The organism is Nocardia sp. NPDC058633 (assembly GCF_042717045.1).
Taxonomy (GTDB): Bacteria; Actinomycetota; Actinomycetes; order Mycobacteriales; family Mycobacteriaceae; genus Nocardia.
In genome coordinates, this window is the sequence record NZ_JBHXRA010000029.1 from 1 (window position 1) to 14,587 (window position 14,587).

Annotated in this window: 11 protein-coding genes; 5 read left to right on the plus strand and 6 right to left on the minus strand. The window is 68.9% G+C overall.

Annotated features, from left to right (window positions below; translation table 11 throughout):
* Positions 1 to 471: 471 nt before the first annotated feature.
* Positions 472 to 1,929, plus strand: coding sequence for an AAA family ATPase (locus ACFWUR_RS28245; protein WP_378910896.1), 1,458 nt, complete (start codon positions 472 to 474; stop codon positions 1,927 to 1,929).
* An 85-nt stretch (positions 1,930 to 2,014) separates the two neighbouring features.
* On the opposite strand, the gene ACFWUR_RS28250 is transcribed toward ACFWUR_RS28245, so the two are convergent.
* A complete protein-coding gene (locus tag ACFWUR_RS28250) occupies positions 2,015 to 2,914 on the minus strand; it encodes a LysR family transcriptional regulator (protein WP_378910862.1) in 900 nt (299 codons plus the stop codon).
* A 71-nt stretch (positions 2,915 to 2,985) separates the two neighbouring features.
* Here ACFWUR_RS28250 and ACFWUR_RS28255 point away from each other — a divergent pair, with 71 nt between their 5' ends.
* The 4 genes from ACFWUR_RS28255 (at position 2,986) to ACFWUR_RS28270 (ending at position 7,939) form a co-directional block, all read left to right on the plus strand.
* Positions 2,986 to 3,912, plus strand: a complete 927-nt coding sequence (locus ACFWUR_RS28255; RefSeq protein WP_378910864.1) for an EamA family transporter — start codon at positions 2,986 to 2,988, stop codon at positions 3,910 to 3,912.
* A 186-nt stretch (positions 3,913 to 4,098) separates the two neighbouring features.
* The gene (locus ACFWUR_RS28260) at positions 4,099 to 5,853 is read left to right on the plus strand and encodes an FAD-dependent oxidoreductase (RefSeq protein ID WP_378910865.1); all 1,755 of its coding nucleotides are present in this window, start codon (positions 4,099 to 4,101) and stop codon (positions 5,851 to 5,853) included.
* Between the two features lie 63 nt (positions 5,854 to 5,916).
* Complete coding sequence (locus ACFWUR_RS28265) at positions 5,917 to 7,152, plus strand: MurT ligase domain-containing protein (protein ID WP_378910866.1); 1,236 nt, start codon at positions 5,917 to 5,919, stop codon at positions 7,150 to 7,152.
* Between the two features lie 70 nt (positions 7,153 to 7,222).
* Positions 7,223 to 7,939: a type 1 glutamine amidotransferase gene (locus tag ACFWUR_RS28270; RefSeq protein WP_378910868.1), complete on the plus strand. Its 717-nt coding sequence runs from the start codon at positions 7,223 to 7,225 to the stop codon at positions 7,937 to 7,939.
* A gap of 1 nt (position 7,940) precedes the next feature.
* Here ACFWUR_RS28270 and ACFWUR_RS28275 read toward each other — a convergent pair whose 3' ends face one another.
* The 5 genes from ACFWUR_RS28275 to ACFWUR_RS28295 all read right to left on the minus strand — a co-directional run bounded on the left by ACFWUR_RS28275 (position 7,941) and on the right by ACFWUR_RS28295 (position 14,504).
* The gene (locus ACFWUR_RS28275) at positions 7,941 to 8,120 is read right to left on the minus strand and encodes a hypothetical protein (protein ID WP_378910870.1); all 180 of its coding nucleotides are present in this window, start codon (positions 8,118 to 8,120) and stop codon (positions 7,941 to 7,943) included.
* 67 nt (positions 8,121 to 8,187) lie between these two features.
* The gene (locus tag ACFWUR_RS28280) at positions 8,188 to 9,069 is read right to left on the minus strand and encodes a bile acid:sodium symporter family protein (RefSeq protein WP_378910872.1); all 882 of its coding nucleotides are present in this window, start codon (positions 9,067 to 9,069) and stop codon (positions 8,188 to 8,190) included.
* Between the two features lie 118 nt (positions 9,070 to 9,187).
* Complete coding sequence (locus tag ACFWUR_RS28285; protein ID WP_378910874.1) at positions 9,188 to 10,255, minus strand: putative zinc-binding metallopeptidase; 1,068 nt, start codon at positions 10,253 to 10,255, stop codon at positions 9,188 to 9,190.
* 3 nt (positions 10,256 to 10,258) lie between these two features.
* Positions 10,259 to 11,155 carry a transglutaminase N-terminal domain-containing protein gene (locus ACFWUR_RS28290; RefSeq protein ID WP_378910875.1) on the minus strand — a complete coding sequence of 299 codons (897 nt, stop codon included), beginning with the start codon at positions 11,153 to 11,155 and terminating at the stop codon, positions 10,259 to 10,261.
* A gap of 52 nt (positions 11,156 to 11,207) precedes the next feature.
* Positions 11,208 to 14,504 carry a circularly permuted type 2 ATP-grasp protein gene (locus ACFWUR_RS28295; RefSeq protein WP_378910876.1) on the minus strand — a complete coding sequence of 1,099 codons (3,297 nt, stop codon included), beginning with the start codon at positions 14,502 to 14,504 and terminating at the stop codon, positions 11,208 to 11,210.
* Positions 14,505 to 14,587 lie beyond the last annotated feature (83 nt).

Consider the following 14,587-nt stretch of genomic DNA (forward strand, 5'->3'; position numbering starts at 1 on the left):
GGCGACGAAGGAGCAAGCAACGGTGGCTGACCGGCGGCCCCTCGGGGCCGCGGACAACGTGCGCGCCAGCGCACAAATAAACACCGTGTTAGCGTTTTAGGGCATATTCAGCGCCGAGCTTTCCTGCTCGTTCAGCGAGCAAGTGGGGGAACTGTGACCAACAACGACCATAATCCGACCTCGCCGCCGTGGCTGCAGAGTCCGTCGGCTGAAGCGTCCGAAGCTGCGTCCGGTCCCTCCGGTGTGCAGACCGCGACCGAGGACGACATCGAGCCCGCCGCCACGACCACCGAGCCGACCGCTGAGGCGAGCGATCCGTCGACCGGTGAGCAGCCCGTCGCCGAGCCCGGCCAGGCAGGCCTCGCCGACCAGACCGTCTACCAGCCGGCCGGTTTCGCGCCGCCGGGCCAGTTCGCGCAGGGCGCTCCGTATTCGGTGCCCGATCCGTACCAGAGCAACGACGCGCAGCCGATGGTGAACGGCCCCGAACAGCAGCAACCTTGGCCGGGTCAGCCAGGGCAGCCGGGTGAGCAACCGTGGCTGCCGAATCAGCCGGGCGCCGAACAGCCCTACCCCGGACCGCACGCGACCGGCGAGCAGCCGCATCCCGGTATGCCGCCGCAGTATCCGGGTGCCGAGGGCCAGCCGTATCCCGGTCCCGAACAGCAGCAGCAGTTCCCCGCCCAGGAGCAGGGGCCGCAGTCCGAGCCCATCTACAGCTGGGCGCCCCCGCCGCCGCCGATGTACCAGCAGCCGATGCCGGGTGGGATGCCCCCGGGTCAGCAGCCTGAGCAGCCAGGACAGTTCCCCGGTCAACCGGGTCAGTTTCCCGGCCAGCTGGGCCAGCCGGGTCCGCCGCCCGGTCAGCAGTGGGCAGGCGGCCCGCCCCAGCAGCAGCCGTTCCAGCCGCAGCACATGCAGGGGCCCGGCCAGCCCGGCCATTCGGTCAACGACCTGAATCTGCTCAAGCGGGCGCGCAAGTCGCCGCGCAGCGGATGGCGCAAGGCTGTGCACAAGGTGTCCGGCGGTGTGATCAATCCGGGTGAGTCGGCGGCCGATGTCGTCTACCGCGATCTCGGTGAGCGGGTCAACCAGCCCGTGCGCGGCGATTACCGGATCGCGATCCTCTCGCTCAAGGGCGGCGTCGGCAAGACCACCACCACGGTCGGTCTCGGCTCCACCTTCGCCTCGCAGCGCGGTGATCGCGTCATCGCGATCGACGCCAACCCCGACCTGGGCACCCTCGCCCACCGGGTGCCGCGTCAAACCCGCTCGACGGTGCGCAACCTGCTCGAAGATCAGCAGATCACCCGCTACTCGGATGTGCGGGCGCACACCTCACAGGCTCCGAGTCGGCTGGAAGTGCTTGCTTCCGAGCAGGATCCGGCCGTGTCGGAGGCTTTCAGCGAGGCCGACTACCGCAAGGCCATCGGCATCCTGCAGTCGTTCTACAACATCATTCTCACCGACTGCGGCACCGGTCTGATGCACTCGGCGATGTCGGGTGTGCTCGACATGGCGAGCTCGCTGGTGCTGGTCACCTCCCCCGCCATCGACGGCGCGCGCAGCGCCTCGGCGACGCTGGACTGGCTCGATCACCACGGCTACTCCAAGCTGGTCGAACGCACCGTCGTCGTCGTGAACGCCTCGCGGCGTGGCGCTTCCACGGTCGACCTGGACCAGCTGCGCAAGTTGTTCCTCGACCGCACCAGGGCCGTGCAGATCGTCCCGTTCGACGATCACCTGGCCGAGGGCGCCGAGATCGACCTCGAACTGGTCAGCAAGCCGACCCGTCGGGCCCTGCTCGAACTGGCCGCTATGGTCGCCGACGATTTCAGCTACCACGGTCAACAGCAGCAGCAGATGCAGCAGCCGTATCAGCCGGGCCAGCCCTACCCGGGCCAGCAGTACCAGCCGGGCCAGTTCTGACGTAGTACCGAATTCTGTTGTCGCTGCGCATCGCTGGGGGTAGGCGGCCACCGAGCGGCCTACCCGCCGAGCGACGAGCGGTGTGTCACCGTGCGACCACATCGCGTGCCGCGGCCTCGAACGCGTCGAGCACCGTGGCGATCGCGGGGCTGCGGTGCGCCTGCGGGCGGGTGATGATCTCGTAGATCCGAGCGGCACGGACCCCGGCCAGCGGTAGCACCGACAGGTCGGCGTGGGCGACGGCGTAGCGCGGCATCAGCGCCACACCGTAGCCGGAGACGACGAGCGTTTCGATCACTCGGAACTCGTTGAGCCGCTGCGCGATCCGTGGCCGCACCCCGGTGACGGTGGCGATGGACTCGAGCACGTCGTCGACCGGGAACCCACCGCGCACGCTCACCCAGGTCTCGTCGGCGAGTTCCTCCGGACGCACCGAAGCGCGCCCGGCCAGCGGATGATCGCGCGCGACGACGACATCGATCGGTTCACGCATCAGCACCCGCGCCGACAGCCGCGGCCCGGACAGCGAGGGCGCGCGTTCGTCGCGGTGGGTGAGCACGATGTCGTAGTCGGCCAGCAGTTTCGACGCCTCACTCGGCGGCAGATCCTCGTCACCGGCGACCAACTCGACCCCGGTGGCGGCCAGTGCGGCGAGCACGGGCGGCAGCAGCAACGCGGCACCGGACGGGAACGACGCCACCCGCACCTGGCCGCGGGGGGAACCCCGATAGTGGGCCATCTCGGCGACGGCTCGCTCCATCGCGGCGAGTACGTCGTCGGCTCGCAACACCAGCGCCTGCCCCGCGTCGGTGAGCCGCACCCGTCGCCCGTCCGGTTCGAGCAGCGCGACCCCGGCTTCTCTGGCCAACACCTTCAACTGCTGCGACACCGCCGACGGTGTCATCGACAGCACCTCGGCGACGGCGGCGACCGTGCCGCGGTCGGCCAACTCGCGCAGAATCCGCAATCTCTCGATCGAGAACATGAAGTAAAACTACGCTATTCGTCCACATTTATTCGATTGTGCTGATCGTTAGCGGCTCGCACGATAGGGGCGTGACCTCCCGTGACCGCCTGCTCGGACTGACTGTCGTCGTGCTCTGGGGCCTGAACTTCCTGGCCATCCGCATCGGCCTCGACCACTTCCCGCCGTTCTTCTTCGTCGCACTGCGCTTCGCCGTGATCGCGATCCCCGTGCTGATCTTCATCCCGCGTCCCGCCGTGCGCACACGCTGGCTGCTGCTCTACGGCACCGGCTTCGGCATCCTGCAGTTCGCGTTCCTGTTCACGGCGATGCGCACCGGCATGCCGACCGGGCTCGCCTCCCTGGTGCTGCAGTCGTCCGCACCGTTCACGGTGGTGCTCGGCGCGGTACTGCTGCGCGAGCGGTTGCGGCCGGTACAGGTCGCCGGACTCGCGGTCGCCGTGCTCGGCATGGTGATCATCGGCGCCGACCGGATGGCCAACGCCACCCTGCTCCCGGTACTGCTGACGCTGGCGGGCGGCCTCGGCTGGGCATTCGGCAATATCGGCGCCCGCCAGGCCGGTGCCGACTCCCCCGGCTACAACCCGCTGCACCTGACGTTGTGGATGTCGGTGGTTCCCGTGTTGCCGATGTTGGCGCTGTCGATGGCTGTCGAGGGGCCTGGAACGGGCTTGCGCGCGATCGGCGCCGCGTTCTCCGCCGACGGTCTGCCCGCGCTGGGGGCTCTCGCCTACATCGCCGTCCTCGCGACGGTGTGCGGTTCGGGCCTGTGGACCTACCTGATGAGCCGCTACCCCGCGGGTACGGTGGCGCCGTTGTCGCTGCTCGTGCCGGTCGTCGGCATCGCCGCGGCCTGGGTGGTCCTCGACGAGCAGCCGTCGGTGGCCGTGCTGATCGGCGGGGTGGTCGTGATCGCGGGTGCCTTCGCGGCGACCACCGGCCGGGGTCTCGCCGCGACCCCGTCGCCCGCCCCCACTCCCGAATTGGCGCGAGCCTGAGCGCGATTTCAACCCACGATCGCGCGAGCGCTGGCTAGCATGTGACCGGTCGCCCGATGCGTTTCCGTGCGACCGGTCGGTTTTGAGCTCGCGAACGACGCACAGGTCGATACAGCCAGGTCTTCGCCGCGCTCTAGAGTGGTAGCAAATCGCAAGCAATACTCGAGCAAGGCAGCTGGACAACGTATGGCGGAACAGCGGTGGCCCGTTTCGCGGAGGAACCTTCTTCGTGGCACGGTCGCAGCGGGGGTGATATCGGCGGGGGCCGTGGCGGGAGCGCCGAGTTCTGCCGCGCCCCCCAGCCGTCGGGTCGCCGTGTTCGGCGGCGGCGTCGCCGGGCTGACCGCCGCCCATGAACTGGCCGAGCGCGGGTTCGAGGTCACCGTGTACGAGGCGCGGGCGCTGGGCGGCAAGGCGCGCAGTGTCGGCGTGCCCGGCACCGGCCGCGGCGGCAGGCCCGATCTGCCCGGCGAGCACGGGTTCCGCTTCTTCCCCGGCTTTTATCAGAATCTGCCCGACACGATGCGCCGAATTCCGTTCGCCGACAATGCCGACGGCGTGTGGAACAACCTCATCACCGTGCCGGAGGCCAAGTTCTCCCGCCGCGACGGCGACGACATCGTGCTCGCCCTGTCCGGCGACAGCGCCACCACGCCGAGGACCCCGGATTCGATCCGGGAATCCCTGGTGGGCGCCATCACCACCGCCTCCAGGATGTCGCCCGAGGAAGGGCTGTTCTTCGCGAATCGCCTGATGGTGTTCAACACCAGCTGCCAGGCCCGCCGATTCGGTCAGTGGGAGCACACCTCCTGGCACGAATTCGTGCGCGGGCACGAGCGTTCCCGCGAGTTCCGCGCGGTCGTGTCCAGATCGCTGACGTCGATCATGGTCGCCGCCAAGGAGAACCTGGCCAGTACCCGCACCATCGGCAGCATGGGCGAACAGTTCCTCGGCAACCCGCTCGGCGTCGGCAACGACGGCGGTCTGGACCGGGTGCTCGACAACGCGACCAATATCGCCTGGATCGACCCGTGGGTTCGGCACCTGCGTGGCCTCGGTGTGCGCTTCGAACTCGGTGCGCGGGTTTCGGAACTGGTGGTGCGCGACCGGCGCATCCACGCTGCCCGGATCACCGACGCCGGTGGCGCGCGCACCGTCGACGCCGACTATTTCGTGGTGGCGCTGCCGGTGGAACAGGCCAGGAAACTGTGGTCGTCGCAGGTGCTCGCCGTGGCTCCCGAACTCGCCGCGACGGAACGGCTCTTCGTCGATTGGATGAACGGACTACAAATCTATTTCCGTGTGCCACTGCATATCTCGCGCGGGCACACGGCCTATATCGATTCGCCGTGGTCGCTCACCTCGATCAGCCAGAACCAGTTGTGGACCGAAAAATTGCCGTCCTTCGGCGACGGCTCGGTGGCCGATTGCCTCTCGGTCGACATTTCCGACTGGAATTCACCCGGGATGCTCTACGGCAAACCCGCTGTCGAATGCACCCACGAGGAGATCTTCCGCGAAGTCTGGGCGCAGTTGAGCAGCCATCTCAACGATCGCGAACAATTACTGCGCCCCGCCGACGTGCATTCCTGGTTCCTCGATCCTGGCATCACCTGGCAGGGCAGTCGCAACGCCAATGCCGACCCGTTGCTCATCAATACCGCGGGCTCGTGGGATGCCCGTCCCGAGCCGCACGGGTCGATCGAGAACCTTTTCCTCGCCGGTGATTACGTGCGCACCGATGTCGACCTGGCGACGATGGAGGGCGCCAACGAGTCGGCCCGCGCCGCGGTGAACGCGCTACTCGACGTGGCGGGCTCGTCGGCGCAGCGCTGCCGCGGTTTCCGCCTGCGCCGCACCCCCGAGCTCGAGCCGCTGCGGATCCTCGACGCCGACCGCTATGCCCAGGGTCTGCCCAACCTTTTCGACGACCCGACCTGATGCGGACGTAGCTCACACCGCTCCCGCACGCGCGCCCGGACAGCGCGCACATAGACTCGCGGCGTGGCAGACATCTCGGTGCGTGGGCGCTTGGCCTTGCGAGCAGCGGCGGCAGCGTCGTGGGCTTCGCAGAAGGCGGGTCGCGGCAAGGGTTCGATGATCGGCGGCCTGATCGCGTTGAAGATCGATCCGTCGATCATGACGCAGCTCGGGCGCGGTCGGCGAACAGTGCTGATCACCGGCACGAACGGCAAGTCGACCACCACCCGGATGGCGACCGCCGCGCTGGGCACGCTCGGCGAGGTCGCCACCCAGGCCGACGGCGCCAATATGGACGCGGGCATCGTGGCCGCGCTCAGCCTGCACCCGGGTGTGGCACTGGCCGCGATCGAGGTCGACGAGCTGCACCTGCCGCACGTGAGCGACGCGCTCGATCCCGCCGCCGTGGTGCTGCTCAACCTCAGCCGCGACCAGCTCGACCGGGTCGGCGAGATCAACATGATCGAACGCAAGCTGCGTGCCGGGCTGCTGCGTCACCCCGACGCGGTCGTCATCGCCAACTGTGACGACGTGCTGGTGGCCTCCATCGCCTACGACCATCCGAATGTGGTGTGGGTGTCGGCAGGCAGCGGCTGGGCCGTCGATGCGACGAGTTGTCCGCGCAGCGGCGAGCCGATCGTCTGGGAGGGCGAGAACTGGCGTTCCACCGGCGCCGATTTCCACCGCCCGCAACCGCAGTGGTGGCTCGAGGGCGAAGATCTGTGCGGCCCTGACGGTTTCCGCGCCCCCCTGCGTCTGGCACTGCCGGGTCGCGCGAACCGCGGCAACGCGGCCCAAGCGGTGGCCGCCGCGGTGGCGATGGGCGCCGAGCCCGTCAAGGCGACCGATGCCACCGGCACCGTGCGTGAGATCGCGGGCCGCTACCGCACCGTCACCGTCGGCGACCACGATGCGCGGCTGCTGCTGGCCAAGAACCCCGCGGGCTGGCAGGAAGCGCTGTCGATGATCGAGCCGTCCTCGGCCGGTCTGGTGATCGCAGTGAACGGCCAGGTGCCCGACGGCGAGGATCTGTCCTGGCTGTGGGACGTGCGCTTCGAGCACTTCGAAGGTGTGCAGGTGGTCGCCTCGGGCGAACGCGCCACCGACCTCGCCGTGCGCCTCACCTACGCCGGCGTCGAGCACACGCTCATCCCGGATCCCGTGCGCGCCATCGCCTCCTGCCCCGCCGGACACGTCGAGGTGCTGGCCAACTACACCGCGTTCCGCGATCTCAACCGCGACCTGGAGGCCATGGCATGATCGGTCAGCGCCCGGAGGAGGCAACCCGCGTGACCACGGCGGGCGCCCGAGCATGCCGAGAGGACACAGTGTGAGCGAGTCGACGATCCGTATCGGCCTCGTCCTGCCCGACGTGATGGGCACCTACGGCGACGGCGGCAACGCCCTGGTCCTGCGCCAACGCCTGCGCATGCGGGGCTACGACGCCGAGGTCATCGACATCACCCTCGCCGATCCGGTCCCGGATTCCTTCGACATCTACACCCTGGGCGGCGCGGAAGACTCCGCGCAACGCCTGGCCACTCGCCACCTGCAGAAGTACCCCGGCCTCCAGCAGGCCGCCGCCAAGGGCGCCCCCGTCCTCGCCATCTGTGCCGCCATCCAGGTGCTCGGCAACTGGTACGAGACCTCGGCGGGCGAAAAGGTGGACGGCGTCAGCCTTTTCGACGTCACCACCTCGCCCCAAAAGGTGCGCTCCATCGGCGAGGTGACCACCACGCCCCTGGTGCCCGGGCTGAAGGCTCCCCTTTCCGGGTTCGAGAACCACCGCGGCGGAACGACTCTGGGTTCGGATGCCACCCCGCTCGCCCGCGTGACCCGCGGTGTCGGCAACGGCGTGGGTGACGGCACCGAGGGCGTGGTGCAGGGCTCGGTCTTCGGCACCTACCTGCACGGCCCCGCCCTGGCCCGCAACCCCGAACTGGCCGACCTCCTCATCGCCAAGGCCCTCGGCATCCCCGCCACCGACCTGGCTCCCCTCGACCTCCCCGAGGTGGACCGGCTCCGCAAGGAGCGCCTGCGCGCCTGAGTCAGCAGCGCAGCGAATCGACCTCGTACCGGAGGCAATACGGGTCGCGGGTGACCAGAGTCAGCTCCTCACAACGAGCCTGGGCGACCAGGATTCGGTCGAATTCCTCCCCCTGCTCCACCCGCTCGATGATGCGCGACAGGTTCGTCTTGGCGTCGTGAATATCGAACTGTTCCGCCACGCTCCCTGCTATGACGCAGACCGGCGCAAGACGATTCTGCTCGTCACCCCACAGCAGCCCGCCCGACTCACTCGGCGGCGACCTCGGAGCGCACCTGCCGACGGGTGATGAGCCAGCCCACGAGGGCGGCCAGCGGGAACATCAGCACGCCGTACACGGCTGCGGGGATGGCCATTTCGGTGCTGTCGAGCACGCTGATCGCGATGGTGATGGCGATCGTGCTGTTGTGGATGCCGACCTCGAACGAGCAGGCGATGGCCTGGCGGTCGGCGACGCCGAGCAGGTGCGGCAGGTAGTAGCCGACCGACAGGCTGATCAGGCAGAACACGACGGTGATGGCGCCGACGTCGGCGAGGGAGTTGGTCAGCGTCTCGCGCTCGCTGACGATGGTGCCCACGATCACCAGCAGCAGCGTGATCGCCGACCCGATCCGCACCGGCTTGTCCATCCGGTTCGCGAACTCCGCCGACCAGCGGCGCACCAGCATGCCGAGGCCGACCGGAATCAGCACGATGGCGAACACCTGGATCACCTTGCTCAACTGCAGACCGACGGAACCGTCCTCACCGGACGGCTCGAAGTAGCCGATGGCGAAGTTCGTCACCAGCGGCACCGTGACGACCGCGATGATCGAATTGACCGCGGTCAGTGACACATTCAGCGCCACATCGCCGCGGAACAGGTGGCTGAACAGGTTCGCGGTCGTCCCGCCCGGCGACGCGGCGAGCAACATCATGCCCACCGCCAGAATCGGCGACAGATCGAACAGCAGCACCAGCCCGAACGCGATCACCGGCAGCACCAGCAATTGACAGGCCAACGCGATGGCGACGATGCGCGGTGTCTTCGCGATGCGGGCGAAGTCGGCGCCGGTGAGCGAGAGCCCGAGGCCGAACATGATCACCGCCAGCGCCAACGGCAGACCGACGGATACCAGCGGAGAGTTCATAGCCACACACTTCTCGTCGAGCAGTCCGAGCCGAGGTACCGACCGGATTGAGACGCACCGGTCTCAAGCTCGCAGCGTAGCCAGATGTGACGCCCGTCGCAGCGAAATCGCCGAGGCGTCACATCGGCGGCGCGGCGCCCTCGGGGAGGGGCGCGTGACTGCCGGCGCACAGCTCGTGGACGAAGCGCATCTTCTCCAGCACCCGCTCGGGCAGCACGAAGGGGTACAGGTCGTCGCGGCCCATCGAGCGGTTGACCATGTTCAGCGACCAGGTCAGCGGCAGCCAGAGCTCGATGATCTTGTCGAACCCGGCGCGACCGATCTGTGGGCGATCCAGGGTCGCACCGGCGGGGGCGAGGCCGAAGGCCGCCGCGGTGTCGAGGGTGTCGCGGATGTGCAGGTAGTGGGCGAAGGTTTCGGCCCAGTCCTCGGCGGCGTGCATGGTGGCGTAGGAGGAGACGTAGTCGCTGTTCCAGCCGCTGGGCGCACCCTGGGAGTAGTGGCGGTCCAGCGCCGCCTGGTAGTCGGCGAACGGATCGCCGAACAGATCGCGAAAACGTTGCAGCGCGCCGTCGTCGGCGACCAGCACGGGGAAGTAGTAGTGCCCGATCTCGTGCCGGAAGTGACCGAGCAGCGTGCGGTACGGCTCGGCCATCTCGATGCGCAACTGCTCGCGGTGCGGGTCGTCCGCCTCGGCCAGATCCAGGGTGATCACCCCGTTGATATGGCCGGTGAGCACGTCCTTGGTGCGGCTGGACAGCAGATCGAAGGCGAGCCCGTGCTCGGGATCCTCGTCACGGCCGACGATCGGCAGACCCAGCTCGACCAGCTCGAAGATCAGCCGTCGTTTCGCCGCCTCGGCCTCGGCGAACGCGGCCAGGCCGTCGGTGTCGGAATCGTTGGGCCTGGTCCGGGTGAGCCGACACGACACACACAGCGCCGGACCCGAGGCGTCGAGGTCGACGAGCCAATTGCACTGCGCCACATGCAGGTTGTCGCACAGGCGGAAACGATAACTGTCGACGACGCCCGCCGCGTGATCGACCGCCTCGTCGCCCGGCGGGTCGCCGATGACCACCAGCGACCGCTCGCTCAGGCTCAACCCCAAGGCGCTGCGGCAGGACAGGCAGACCGAGTTCTCGAAAGCCAGCTGCTGGCCACAATTCGGACAGACGAAATCACGCACGGACTACACCTCCACCGGGGCTACATCGACCGACACCTTGATTGTGGACTGCCTGGCATCGGTGTAGATGATGCCACGCAGCGGCGGAACGTCCTGGTAGTCGCGGCCCCAGGCGACCGTCACGTACCGCTCGTCGGCGAACTGGTCGTTGGTGGGGTCGAAGGCGATCCAGCGGCCGGTGCGATCGGTGTCGTCGGTACCGGGCAGCCAGACCGCGGCCCAGGCGTGGGTGGCGTCGACGCCGACCATCCGTTCCTTTCCCGGAGGCGGATCGGTGGCCAGGTAACCGGAGACGTAGCGGGCAGCCAGGCCCTGTGAACGCAGGCAGGCCGCGCCGATCCGGGCGAAGTCCTGGCACACGCCTTCGCGGGCGGCGAACACGTCGGCCACCCTGGTGCTCACCGTGGTGGAGCCGGATCGATACTGGAAGTCGTCGTGGATGCGGGTGTTCAGTTCGGTCACCGCTTCGAGCAGTGGCCTGCCCGGTGGGAAACTCCGCGCGGCGTAGTCGACGACGTCGGGCGTGATCTCGGGTGGGAGCAGGTCGAGGGTGAATTCGACGGCGAGGGGGCCGGTGGCGGTGCTCGGCCGCGCCGACTCCCACGCCATGTCGACACCCGGCATGCTCGCCGGGTGTTCGCCGTCGACGTCGACCAGGGACTCACCGGTCACCTCGAGGTTGCGATGCTCGGCGGTCACATGGAAATACGTCGTGGTGTTGCCGTAGACATCGGTGCCCACCGAGCGGTCCGAGGGCACCGGGTCGATATAGATCTCGTGTTCGAGCAGGTGCTGACCCGGGCATTCGCGCGGAGTGAGATACGCGCGACCGTACGAACTGGTCACCTCGTCGGAATAGCTGTAGGTGGTGCGGTGCACCACCATGTATCGCCGGGTCATCCGACCGTCCCGTGGTCGCCGTCGGCACCGGGTACTGCCGCCGATCGTGCGCTCATCCGACCAGCCTCGTGTTGCCCCAGAGAGGCTGAATACCCATCGGGACAGTGAGTTTGGTGGCTTCGAACGATTCGGCCAGCTTGCGCAGTCGCAAGTGCACCCCCTCCAGTAGTTCCACCAGCTCGGTCCGCACACCGTTGTCGTCGGTGTGTTCCAGGTCGGCCGGGTCGACGCGGCGCAGCATGCGCTGAGCATCGGTGAGCAGCCGCTGTGAACGCGAGGCGCCGGAACCGCCCGGCAGCGCCTGGAAGTCGGCTTCGAGGCGGTCTAGCTGATAGATCAGCGAACGCGGATTGCCCGCGTCGAACAGCAGCAGTCCCGCCAGCGCGGCCACGCGTGCCGAACCACGGTGACGGCGGCGATAACTCACCGCCGACTCGGTCGCGGTGAGCACCGCCTCCGCGACCACTCCCTGCGCTTCGGCCGAACTCTTGCGCCCGAGCGCGGCATTGAGCAGCGATGTCACCGCGAGCCCACGCTCGATCCGCTTGCCGATGTCCATGACGTACCAGCCGGTGTCGCGCACCAGCGACTCCGCGCCGATCCCCGACAGCGACAGCAACGCCGCCAGCGTCAGCGAATGCACCGCCGACAGCGCCGTCTCCTGTTCGGTACTGGCTCCGCGGAATTCGGCCAGCGCGCGATCGACAGCACCGACGATCATCCAGGTATCACCCGAAAGCTGATCGCGTACCGCCCGCGCGGCGGACCCGTAGTGATCCACCGCGTACGACAACGACCCGGCCAGCTCACGATCGCCGGTGAGCGAGGCCAGGTACTGGAACCCCTCCGCGGAGGCTCCGGCGACCGCCCTCGGCGCGGCTACCCCTTCCAGCCCACTGGAATCCATCGCGCGATGGGTGAACTGACCCTGCGATTGCCGCGATCGCACGACAACCGGGTCCGGCTCTGGCACCGGCTCCGCCCCACGATCGGGCGTGACACCGGTGGTACGCAACGCGCGAGCCAGCGCGCTGGTCCCCGCCCGCTCCCACGGCGCCTCCACCGCGTGATCGTCGGCGTCGCGCGCTGCCGACTCCGATCGGGACTGATCCCGCGCCGCAAGTCGACCCTGCTCGGCCGACTCCGTCCGGTCCGATGCGGACCCGCCCGGATCCTCCGACCGCCCGGCCGCACCGGCCGCACCGTCTGCACCGGCCGCACCGTCTGCACCGGCCGCACCGTCTGCACCGTCTGCACCGGCCGCACCGGGAACACCGGCCGCGCCGGGAGCACCGAACGTGCCAGCGGGTGCTGCGGGTGCACCCGGCGTACCGGGCTGTTGAGTCAACGTTTCCGGTACCGACTCTCGCTGTGATACAGCGACTCCGGGTGGCTCCACATTGTCCGACGAGTCGCGCGGCGCGCCCTCCGTGCCGCCGGCCGCAGCCTCGGCGCGGATCGACGAATCACGCTGTTCCCCAACTGCGTCCGAAGTCTCCGCGGCCCGGGTATCAACCGAGCGCACAGTCGCCAACGGCGCCGAATGACCGATTCCGTTGGGCAGCACCGACGGTGGGGCGGCAGTGCCCGTGGTGATCGACAGGGCGCGCATGAGGATCGGCAGGGCCTCGGCGCCGTCGAGCCATGGTCGGTAGCGGTAGTCCTGGTAGACGTCGTGGGTGGCGGCGAGCAGGCGCACCACCGACTCCGCGCGTTCGCTGTAGCGGCCCATCCAGAACAGGTCGTTGAGCACACGCGGTGAGCTGATCGCCTCGACGACCGGTACCGCCCTGCGCAACCGTTCCTCCGGCGGCGCTTCGGCGCTCACCGCGGGCACGGTGGCCGGGGCCGCGCGGACCCACACGTCCTTGGCGGCCACCTTGATCACGCTGCGGGTGGGTTCCAGCCGCATGCGCTGCTGGCCGAGGCCACCCGACATCGCCGTGTATCCGCCCCGCCGGGCCAGCGAGAACAGCCGCATGCCCACCGGCGCGGGGGCCAACCCCGCCGGGCCGTCGACCGCGGGCGCGACCGAGAACTCGGCGGGCTCCTGCCCGACCCACTTCCACCGCTCGGCCTCGATCCGGGCGCCGAGGTCGGCACGCTCGGCCGCGGACAAGCTCGGCCCGAAGATCGTCGAACCGTCGACTGCCGAGCGAATAACCAGGTCTCCGATGTGCGATACCAGGTGTGCGCGCTCGGTGTCGTCGCCACCCCAGTAGGCAGGGGTGGCGTCGAGCAGCAGATCCTCGCCGAGCACCGAGCGGGCGATTCGCGGCAGGAACGGGCTCAGCGCGGGCGATTCCAGCAGGCCGCTACCGAGGGTGTTGACCACCGTCACCGCCCCGCGGCGCAGCACCTCGACCAACCCGACCACACCGAGCCGCGAGTCGGGCCGCAGATCCAGCGGGTCGGAGAATTCCGCGTCGACGCGGCGCAACACCACATCGACCCGCTCCAAGCTGCCGAGCGAGCGCATCCACAGCGCCCCGTCGCGTACCACCAGATCGGAGCTCTCGACCAGCGGAAACCCGAGCATCTGCGCGAGATAGGCCTGGTCGAAAGCGGTTTCGGAATGCGAACCCGGGCTGAGCACGACAACGACCGGCTCTTCCCCGTCGGCCAGCTCCGGCGCCGCTTCCTCGAGCATCAACCGCATGGCCCGCGCGAACGGGCTGAGCGGACGCGGCCCGGCGTGCTCGAAAGCTTCGGGAATGGCCGAAGCCACCACCCGACGGTCGGCCAGGGCGTACCCGGCGCCAGAGGGGGCCTGCGCCCAGTCGGCCAGCACCCGGAACTGCCCGTCGCTCCACCGGCTGATGTCGCAGGCGTGCAGGAACAGCTGGTGGGTGCCGGGGATCGTGATGCCGTGCGCGGCCCGCACATACCCGGTACTGCCGAACACCACCTCCGGCGGGAGCAGACCGGAGTTCAGCAGCCGGCGCGGACCGTATACGTCGGTGAGTACCTCGTCGAGTACCAGCGATCGCTGCACCAGCCCGGTTTCCAGACGGGTCCAGTCCTCGGCGGAAACCAGCAGCGGAATCGGGTCGAGGCGCCACGGTTGCGGTATCGCGGTGTCGTCATCGCCGCCGAGGCCGACCTCGGTGTAGGTGACGCCGTCGTCCTCGATCTGCCTGCGCACCCGGTGATCGATCCGATCGATCCCGCCCACGCCCTGATCGATGAAGTCCGCCGACAGCTCCGACCACATCGACCGCACGCGTCCGCGCCCGTCGACCAGCTCGTCGTAGTAGCCCGTGGTCGGCCTGCCGCACTCGTCGAAGCGCGCACCCGCCGAGCTGTCGGCCCGATACCGCGCGAACTGCTCGGCGACCTGAGCGCGCACGCCCGATCCCCGCCCATTCCCGCCCCGCTGCGCATCGTCGCGCTGAGCCACCGAGCCTCCTGTGTCTATTTGCGGCCGGCGCC

What these genes read in the sequence shown, in the direction of transcription:
- ACFWUR_RS28245 (WP_378910896.1), top strand. Translation starts at nt 472, where the DNA reads ATGGTGAACGGCCCCGAACAGCAGCAACCTTGGCCGGGTCAGCCAGGG.
- ACFWUR_RS28250 (WP_378910862.1), bottom strand. Translation starts at nt 2,914, where the DNA reads ATGTTCTCGATCGAGAGATTGCGGATTCTGCGCGAGTTGGCCGACCGC.
- ACFWUR_RS28260 (WP_378910865.1), top strand. Translation starts at nt 4,099, where the DNA reads ATGGCGGAACAGCGGTGGCCCGTTTCGCGGAGGAACCTTCTTCGTGGC.
- ACFWUR_RS28280 (WP_378910872.1), bottom strand. Translation starts at nt 9,069, where the DNA reads ATGAACTCTCCGCTGGTATCCGTCGGTCTGCCGTTGGCGCTGGCGGTG.
- ACFWUR_RS28290 (WP_378910875.1), bottom strand. Translation starts at nt 11,155, where the DNA reads ATGACCCGGCGATACATGGTGGTGCACCGCACCACCTACAGCTATTCC.